3 protein-coding genes are annotated in these 10616 nt (G+C 31.0%); 2 read left to right on the forward strand and 1 reads right to left on the reverse strand.

The window, feature by feature from the left end; genetic code table 11:
- Positions 1 to 140: 140 nt before the first annotated feature.
- Positions 141 to 8471, forward strand: coding sequence for a calcium-binding protein (locus AACU95_RS15645; protein ID WP_161737110.1), 8331 nt, complete (start codon positions 141 to 143; stop codon positions 8469 to 8471).
- 83 nt (positions 8472 to 8554) lie between these two features.
- Here the strand turns inward: AACU95_RS15645 and yaaA are convergent, their stop codons facing one another.
- On the reverse strand, positions 8555 to 9340 hold the full coding sequence (gene yaaA, locus AACU95_RS15650; RefSeq protein ID WP_049211263.1) for a peroxide stress protein YaaA: 786 nt from the start codon (positions 9338 to 9340) through the stop codon (positions 8555 to 8557).
- 302 nt (positions 9341 to 9642) lie between these two features.
- On the opposite strand from yaaA, the gene tal reads away from it, so the two are divergent.
- Complete coding sequence (gene tal / locus AACU95_RS15655; protein ID WP_004245217.1) at positions 9643 to 10596, forward strand: transaldolase; 954 nt, start codon at positions 9643 to 9645, stop codon at positions 10594 to 10596.
- Positions 10597 to 10616: the final 20 nt, after the last annotated feature.

A 10616-nucleotide genomic window follows, 5' to 3' on the forward strand; every position in this document is an offset into this window, starting at 1 on the left:
AAGCTCACTATAAGGGTGGGCTTTTTTATTGTTTTAAATAATTTTATACCCAAATAAAAATAAGAAAATAATCATTTAATGCTAAGGAGAATTACACTAGTTTTTATCTCTTAATGTAATTAACAATAAAGAGGTAGACTATGGGTAGATTTAAGAAAATTAATATCAATGATGATATTGAAAGAATTACACTAGAAATAGTGAAATATATTAAAGAGCATAGTGTTGAATTACCTTTTAATATTGAGTCAGTAAGACGTGTTTTAATTGAGAATTATATTTATATTCTTACTTATAAAAATGAATATGCTGCTAATGATTTTTTAATAAAAATAGAAAGTAATTTATCTCTTTATAATCGGGATAAATTTACTAAAGCGATTGATTTTATTGTAAAAGAGATTAATGCAAGTATAGAGAATTTATTTGTTAATAATTCTTATCTTACAAACAAAAATTATCAAAAGCTAAATAAAACACGTATTAATTCAGTATTTCAGCACTACCCATCAGGATCCTTTCACTTAAAAATAGAAGATAAAGACTTATTTATACAGATAGATAATACCAATCAATTATTTAAAATCATTGACTTTGAAGGTACAGTGGAATTCTTTTCTAAAAAAGATGACCTTATTCATACTATTAATCAAATGGTTAAAAACAGTGTTGCTGATAACTCTATATCTTACCGATTTTACGCTAAGAACGAATATTTTAATTTCTTTACTCTCGATAAATATTGGCAAGTAACACCTAAAGATATTTATGCCGAAGTTATTAATGATATTAAGGCAAAAAAACAGGTACATATTGATAGTCATTTAACTATTGAATTAATAGATAGTTATTCATATAAAAATATTTTTATTGTTAGAGACTCTAATGAAAACTCAGAAAAAATACTCCATATATATCTTAATAATATTGATGAAGCATTCTTGATTGCCGTAGCTAAACATCGTCAGCTAAAAGAAAATGGTGAACATTTACTTTATAAATTAGATAAGGATTGGTTCTTTACTAAAATGAAAGATAAATCCGTTAAATATTTTTCACAAACTTCTGATTTATTAATACCATTAGAAAAGATAATGGGCAGAATTAATCTTGTCGCTTCAGCTGAAAATAATTATAATTTTAGCCATTTTGATCCACTTTCAGGGGTATGTTATGGAATAAGTTTGAAATATTTATTGGAGGTTAGAAATAATGGTATAGAAGGAGGGAATAAATATTTACATTGGCTAAAGGAAAATATTAATCTTTACAAGGATAAAAAAGAAAAAATATCTGATAAGCTTGAAAAAATTATATTTGATAGTGTACAAGAATATGAAGTATTAAAATTGATTAAAGAGATCAAGGAAATTAAATTCGCACAGATTTTTCAAATGGAGAGAATATATGAAAAAATAAATTATACAATTTTTGATTTAACAAAGGCGACCGAATACCGAAAAATTTTAGCAGAAAATGGCTTGAAAGCATCGAATGCAAATAGGCTAGAAAGTAGTCTCTCACAAATAAATTATCACTTAGAATATATAATGCAATATTATAATGAATATTATGCGATTATTGCATTTAAAACGCATGCCATTGCTCTTGCTTATAAGAGATATTCTAATAATCATTATAAATTTACGCTATTTGATTCTAATTCTGAATTGACGGAATTTTCTAATATAGAATCAATAAAAGACGCTTTGATAAAAACAATGGGCTCTTATACTCTAAATAAAGCTGATGGAAAAGAATATTTTATAATTGATGAATATAAAAGAAATCCTACAACAAAATATCGTAGTTTATGGGATCAAAATGAAATCGAGTTACATAAAGGTATTGCTGAAAATATAAAAAAAATTGGTTTTTCATTGCCTTTTAAAGATGGTGTTGTTGGACGAGTTATTCATTACAGTGAACAGCGTGATCTCATTTTAGAACTTAAAATAAATAGTAAATTAGTTGAAGTCGTGGCCAAAAATGTTTTTGTTGATGAGGGAATATTTTTAGTTAAAAATAATTTAGATAAAATTCTTGAGAATAATAAATCCAGTAAAGTAATTATAATGAGCAATAGTGATGGTATTGATATTCAATTTACTGAATTTAATGCACATCAAAAAATGAGTAAGCCAAAAGGATATCTGGAATTTAATGATGTTTATTATCGAGATTTAATTAAGATTAATAGTTATTTATTAAATGGTAAAAAATCATTTTCATTGAATAAAATTGTTTCATTAATTGATACACTAAGGGGGAATATTTATTTTGATAAAATAACAGCCAGTTTTTCTATAATTGATGAAATTATACTATTTAATCAAAACAATGAAAATATTTCTCTTGTTGATATCCTGAATCAAGTGAAACAGAAAATAGAAGATAAATTATTCTATGGCGATCTCCTTTATGGAAAGGAAAAGTTAATTGCATTAGCACAAAAAAATAGCCTAGTAGCAGCAATTTTTTATCGAATGATGGTTAATGAAATCAATGAAGGTTATACTGGAATTAGTAATTTTATTTATGAGCAAATTATTGATAACCCTTTTTTAATATTAGATAAAAATAGAAATGTCGGGGTTGTTGGTTATGATTATACGATTAATTTTAAAAATAATTATAAAGCGTTAAAAGAAATTATTGATGGTATTGATATTTCTGAAATAAAAAATATTTTTCTTTTAGATGATGAAAATAGACTGCACTTAAAAGTAACTTATCAAAGATTATCAGAATATAGAAACAACAAGTATGTTAATAAGCTTCTTCATTTGATTGAAGATGAAATTGATTCTATAAAAAAAATAGATAATACAGGTATTTATCGTGATTTATATCTTGAGTTTTTTAGCAATCATCAGTTTAATAATAGAGTGATTATTCATGAAATAGCACAATTAGAAAGTTATTTTAATAATAATTATCAGGAGCGAAACCATGGCTATCATCCTAGTAATTTTTATATTAATGAAAATGATCCTCTTACCCTACTAGAAAAGTCATTTAATCAGAACAAAAATGAAATAGATGGTAGTTATCTGTTATTTAATGAAAGTAAAGAAAATTTTGATTTTTTATTTGTTGATAATAATTTTATTACTAGAGATTTTGTAGATAATATTATTATTGAAAGCATTAGTGGCGTTTATCAAGATGATATCGTCATTTATTTCTATAATGGTGTAAAAAGTGAACAATTAACACAATACTTAAAAGATAAACCAGAAATAGGCCGTTTTCTTGATTATTGTTTAAAACATGAAATAAGAGTGATTGCTGCTGGAAATGAAGAATACTTTCCTGCCACCAATGCGCTTGTTAAGCAGAAAAGCCGTGTTGAATCACTACAAAATGTTATTTTACAACATCAATTTGTTGGTGAAAGAACAATTGTTTTTTCCAATAAGGAGACTTTATTTAGTTATCAAAGTGGTCATTTATTTATTGAAGGGATTGCTCAGCGGCTAAATATGCCTATTTATACTGTGACGGATAACAGTCTTATACTTGAAAATGAATACATTATGGTAAAACCGACGACTGAAAGTCAGTTTATTGGTCACCCTTTACTTGCTGATACAGGTGCATCTAATACGCTACTTACTGAAACAGTACCTAATGAGCCTAATACAGTGTCTAATAGGCAAAGAGTAGATATTGAAAATAAAAAATATGCTGTAGAAATCTATCAATTCGTCTCACACAATTACACTAATTATAGAGATAATCAAGAGTTTAAGTTAGGTTATCAGAATGAGATTAGCACTATTTTTCCTGACTATTCTGACAATATGACCATTGCTGATATTTTAAACTACATTCAGTTAAATCGCTATCAGATCAATTATGCTCAATTAGGTGCAATTATTAGGAAAGTCGATCAAATTAACCTTAAATATCATAAAGAAAAACTTGCAGAGTTCAGTGATAAAATAATAAATCACGATTTACTCATTGATAATGCAATTGAGAAATATTTGGTTGAATTATCGGCAATATTTAATACGTCAGATAATAGTTTAATAAAAAGGAATTTAATTCAATCACTTTATGATCCCTCTGTTAATAAAGAATTTAACCAATTTTTAATGGATGGAACGAACTTTGAACAGTGGCAAGAAATAACTAATAAAGACTATGGGAACTATAGTTTAGCGGAAAGAACGTATCAAGTTATTGAAATTATTCATGCAATTTATGATACTCCTCACTTAATAGATAATTTAAGTGAACTATCTAAAAATAGGCTTAATGCTTTTTTTGATGAGGGTAATAAAGGTATTTTATCACGAGTATTATTGAGCAAAATTTCAAGCTTTGAACTCTATAAAGAGACCATAAATAATTTAAAAAAACTCGCTGTTATCAGTCAGTCTGATGAAGAGATTAGCGCTTTATCACCAGTAGAAGCATTAAATAAACTCAATGAGTTTAAAGGTGAAGTTAACTTAGCCACAAGTGAAGATAGCTCTACCATTTCTTCTAAAGTGGAAATTAATAATCTTGTCATTGACAAAAGATTACTCTGTTATTTAGGTGCAAAGATAAATGGTGAAAGTATCGATGCGATAGATCTTAATCAGATAGAGAACTGGGATAAAAAAATTACTTTTGATCCTCAGCATCTTAATGATTATTTTTTATCTGTGACGGGCAATGAAAAAGATAAAGAAGTTATTGCATTATTACGTTATCTATTAAATAGCAAACAAGATAAAATTAAATATTTTCTTTCTCATATGGCCAGTAGAGCTGATTATGTCGCGGCTCATGAAAGATTAATGAAAATAATAGCATTAGGTAGTAAACAGTATAATCAGCAAGATTGGGAAAATTTAAGAATACCTTCATTAAAAATTCCCAGACATATGAGAGTTATCAGTAAAATTGGTTACGCTAATATTAGCTTCGGTATATGGCAATCAATCAATTCAACCTTTATGCTTGCTGAGCAACTTAATAATCCGCTATTAACCCCTCAAGAGCATAGAGAGACCATCAATAATCTTGCCATAACATGGTCAGAAATGGCCTATAATGGCTTATCTGAACTCATTGAAATCGCTTTAGCTAAAGGATTATTAAAGTACCGTAATAATCCTTTAGAGTATATTAGTAAAACCAGCACTCGGATTGGTATCGGGCTTAATATCCTGTCTATTGGATTTGATATCTATAATATCTACGATAACTTTAGCCGTATCTCAGTAGAAAAAAATGAAAAACGACGGATTGACTATATTGTGAATGGCTCTTTAGCTATAGTTTCCGGATTGGTTACTTTGGGGGTTTCTATCGCAATGCTTGCTGGCTCGACGGTCGCGGGGCCTATTGGTATTGTCGCGGGCGCTGTTATCGCCTTAGCCATTTCAATTTATAATGCCGCAAGACTGATAGAAGAAGCGAAAGAAAAAATAGGATTTACACCACTAGAAGAACTTAATAATGGTTTTTATGCATTTTTAATGGGGGATATCTTACCAAGCAAAAAGAATGAAATCGTCTATTTAGAGACAAAATCACAGTTAGAAACCATGATTGACCAAAATGCGCAAGAACATCTTAAAGAAATAAAAAAACAGGAGCCTCACAGTTATTATTTTTATTCGAATGAGAAACAATTTTATGAAGAACATCATTATTATAAAGTGATCCCTCGTATATTGGGGAAAACATTAGATAATATACTTAATCCGTTTGGAGAAATTGTTGTACAACGAGTGGCGAAAAATTTAAGTAAAGAAGAAGCAGAAAAGATAGCTGCGCTTTCTCATTATCTTAGTGTCGAAAGAACGGAATATAAATACTATGTTCCTAAAGAAGCCATCGCAACAGATGAAATTCTCATTTTTGATATGGATTTTTATGTTAATCAATTAAATCGTTATACGATTAATTTTGCATTTGAAGATGATAATCCTGTTTTTGAGGATGAGGTGGATATCTCTTTTTTTGATAAAATAAGAACAACAAAAGAAAAAACATGGCAAAATTTATCATCAGGAGAATTAACAGATGATTTAATTAAATCAACAGCTGAAAAACAATATTTTGAGCCAAGTTGGCGTGAGAATGAGCTATTTTATTTTAATACTTATAATGGGGATGATATTATTGCTGCACCATTAATAACACAAAATATATTTGATGTTCATAATGGGACTAAACGATTAAGTGGAGGAGAAAAAGATGACACCTTTAATGTGTTCACTTCTGAATCTCCTCGTTATGCCAGCCGTTTTTATGGTAGAGAAGGTAATGATACATTACGTATTATTCAGACAGAAAAAAAATATATAGGGTATGAAGTTAATTTATCTAAAAATTATATTAAATTTATCGGGGGAGAAAATAAATCCAATAGCCAGAGTTTTCATGCCAGACTTTTTATCTTTCAAGAGCAAGGACAAATCTATACCCATAAATTAGCGGATACAATGCCTAATATAACACTACAAAGACAACCCGTTATTGCCTATTTAGAGAGTATTGAAAATGTAGTAGGCAGTGAAATAGGTAATGATATTATTTATGGTGACCAAAAAAATAACTATTTAAATGGCATGGGAGGGGTAGATTCATTATATGGATTAGCTGGAGATGATACGCTGGTATTACGGGAAGGTTATGCACAAGGAGGGGCAGGGAATGATAGTTATACTATTCTAAGAGCATCAAATACAGATAATAATGTTAAACAACTTGAAACTATTATTGATGAAGAGACGCATACAGAAGCTAGTCTTATCCAGTTAAATTATACTTTTGATGAAATTGCTGCTATTTCTCGTCGTGAAACAGATATTGTTTTTACGCTTAAAGTTGGTAATGATAAAGATCCTGATCAATTTATCGAGCATTTAATTGCATTAAGTCATGTATACCAAGATAAAAATAGTCAATTATTAGCCCATCGATATACCATTGTGACTATGGATGGTTTTATACTTACTATTAATGAAAATAATAATCAACCAAGAGAGGTATCATATAACTTTAGTTATTTAGAAAAGTATAATCAGCAAGAGAAACTACAACAGCTTTCTGTTAATGACGATAAACACACATTGTCTATTCAATCTGAAAATAAAACTAAACTTATTCAATTATTACCTGAGCTACAATACAGTGGTTTCTCTTCTGGAGAACATTTAAAGCTTAATCTACAGGGTAATAGCGAAAATAATCATTATGCTGGAATTGCGGCTCATTCATCAATTAAACTGAGTCGCGGTTATGACAATTATCAAATAAGCTCATTGCTAGCTAAAAATAGAAATGAAAAGATCATTATTTCTCTGAGTGATAATGATAAACAATTAACATCTGATTGTACTAGTCATTTCTTTTTATCCGATGTGAGTGGATTTGATTTGATGTTTAGTGATGGCGTTTTATCTCATCGCTATAATCCTGATGCTCATATTAAACTTGTTTTCGATACGGAAAGTGTTAGTGCTATTTTTAACTCAGGAATGACACTTCAATTTATTGATAAAGATAATCGAGTTTTTCATTTGCCTAAGCCAGACAGCGGTCAGCGTTTACTGATCCCCACTATCACTTTGGATGTTAGGTTGAGTCATCAAAGTGATGTTCTGATGATCCCACCCTCCCTACGTTTAAATAAAGAGGCATTATCATTGTATCCTCAGTATTTTCATAGAGAAGAACCATCATCACGTTCAACGCAATTACAGCGTATTATATCCACTCAAACACTAGAGCCTTATCCATTAAAGGTAACAGAATTACTGAGAGATGATATTGCTGTTAATGATAATCAACCTGTTAATTCTATTTTGTCTCTCAATAAACTATTTTCAAACAGATCACAAGATATATTCTCTCAAGCTATAGATTTATTACCAATGATAGAATTAATGGATGGTGATGATATTGTTGTTAATCATAATCAAAGTAGCTCAGTGATTGATGGGGGTAAAGGTGATGATCATATTGTTGTCAATGAAGGGCACCATATTTTAATTGCTGGAGAAGGTAATGATAATCTTAATGGCGGAAGTGGACATGATCTGTTTATTTCAACCTCAGGGAATGATTATCTAAGTGGAGGAAGTGGTAATAATGTTTATATAGTACAAAAACGTCATGGTGAAGTGACGGTGTATGATGAAGGTGAAATGAGCCATATTTTTGTATCAGGGTTATCTGAGCATGAAAAGTTAATATCTTCCCAAGTAGGTGAAGATTGGCAGTACCGAACTACCGATAATCAGTTTATTTTAACGGTTAAAACAACAAGGGTAGGGAAAGCTGAAAATAATACGGTGAAGGTTGTGGAAAAGCAGCAAATATTGTCACCACGAGCGCTTGCGACAATTATTCAACAAATGGCTCAATTTAATCAGCAACAACTATCGACGATGCAAGGCAGTGACGTTATTCCCTCATCAAACTGGTCGCCTTTAGCTGTGGTCGTTAAGCATTTATAATTTCCCTTGTGACCCAATAAAAATAGCCCTAGTTTCAGGGCTATTTTTATGAATTACTATCATTTGATAGCAAAAAATGAGGCTTATTTTGCTAGATGTTCTGCACGTTTAAAGACAAGGGTATTGCCTTCAGACTCGGCGGCATTAAATTGATAACCCTCTAGATTAAATTCTTTAAGTTGTGCCTTATCACTTAATCTTTCTTGAATAATAAAACGGCTCATTAAACCTCTTGCTTTTTTAGCATAAAAACTAATCACTTTATATTTGCCATTTTTCTCATCAAGAAAAACAGGTTTAATAATTTCAGCATTGAGTTTTTTTGGGTTGATTGATTTAAAATATTCATCAGAGGCTAAATTAACCAAGATATTATCCCCTTGAGCTTCAAGGGCGTTATTTAACGTTTCAGTAATTATGTTACCCCAAAACTGGTATAGATCACTGCCTTTTTTATTGTTCAGTTTTATGCCCATCTCTAAGCGGTAAGGTTGCATTAAATCGAGTGGGCGCAATACGCCATATAAACCGGAAAGGATACGTAAATGCTGTTGTGCAAATTGAAAGTCGTCATCTGTGAAAAGTTCAGCGGCTTGCATTCCGGTATAAACATCACCTTTGAACGCTAAAATGGCTTGTCGCGCATTATCGGGTGTAAAGTCAGGTTGCCATTCACCAAAGCGAGCCGCATTTAGTCCTGCCAATTTATCACTAATTTTCATTAAGCTTGCGATATCACTGGACGACAGTTTTCGACATTCTGTAATAAGTTGTTGGGAATATTTTAGCAATTCAGGCTGGGTGAACTGCGTTGTTGCTAAAGGCGATTCGAAATCCAGTGTTTTAGCTGGTGAAATAGTAATTAGCATAATTCCCTCAATAGTTATTTTGATTTAGTTCTACTATAGCAAATTGTTTGGTAGATAAGTTAAATCATAATAATAGGAAAAAACAATACTTTCACCAATGTGCCATAAAATAGACATATTAAACGATTCAGCCTGAGTTGTTATTCTGTTTTTTGCTACTTTTGTTTTGCGAAATCGTTTGGCATTCAAATAATTGCTTTCGATGAATCTAAGCATCTTGTAGTGTGAGCAGTCCATGTTATTATCAATAGATATCCGCAGGTGACTGCAAACAGATTTACCTAGTAGATGAGATAAACAAAATGACCAACAAATTAACTTCTTTGCGTAAATTGACTACAGTTGTAGCTGATACAGGTGACATTGCAGCAATGAAACTGTATCAACCTCAAGACGCAACTACCAACCCTTCTTTAATTTTAAATGCAGCCCAAATTCCTGAATATCGTAAATTAATCGATGAAGCGATTGAATGGGCGCGTTCACAAAGCGATTCTCGCGAGCAACAAATCGTTGATGCGTGTGATAAACTTGCTGTCAATATCGGTTTAGAAATCTTAAAACTGATCCCAGGTCGTATTTCAACAGAAGTTGACGCACGTCTTTCTTATGATACCCAAGCCTGTATCGTCAAAGCGCGTCGTTTAATTAAACTGTATAACGAAGCGGGTATTAGTAACGATCGTATCCTGATTAAACTTGCTTCTACATGGCAGGGTATTCGTGCAGCTGAGCAATTAGAAAAAGAAGGTATCAACTGTAACCTAACTTTACTGTTCTCTTTTGCTCAAGCTCGTGCATGTGCAGAAGCTGGTGTATATCTGATCTCTCCATTCGTTGGCCGTATTATGGATTGGTATAAAGCCAATACAGATAAAAAAGAGTTTGCACCAGCAGAAGATCCAGGTGTTATTTCTGTAACTGAAATTTATAACTACTATAAAGAGCATGGTTATAACACCGTCGTTATGGGAGCTAGCTTCCGTAATATTGGTGAAATTTTAGAATTAGCAGGTTGTGATCGCCTAACTATTTCTCCTGCGTTATTAAAAGAGTTATCAGAAGCACAAGGTGAAGTAGAGCATAAACTATCCTTTAATGGTGAAGTTAAATCACGTCCTGCGCCAATCACTGAAGCTGAATTTTATTGGCAACATAATGCTGATCCAATGGCCGTTGATAAATTATCTGATGGCATTCGTAAGTTTGCAGTTGATCAGGAAAAATTAGAAAAAATGATTGCAGATTTATTATAATCTGGCGTTTAATTCTTATA

The organism is Proteus sp. G4415, assembly GCF_963896075.1.
In the GTDB taxonomy this organism is placed as follows: Bacteria; Pseudomonadota; Gammaproteobacteria; order Enterobacterales; family Enterobacteriaceae; genus Proteus; species Proteus mirabilis.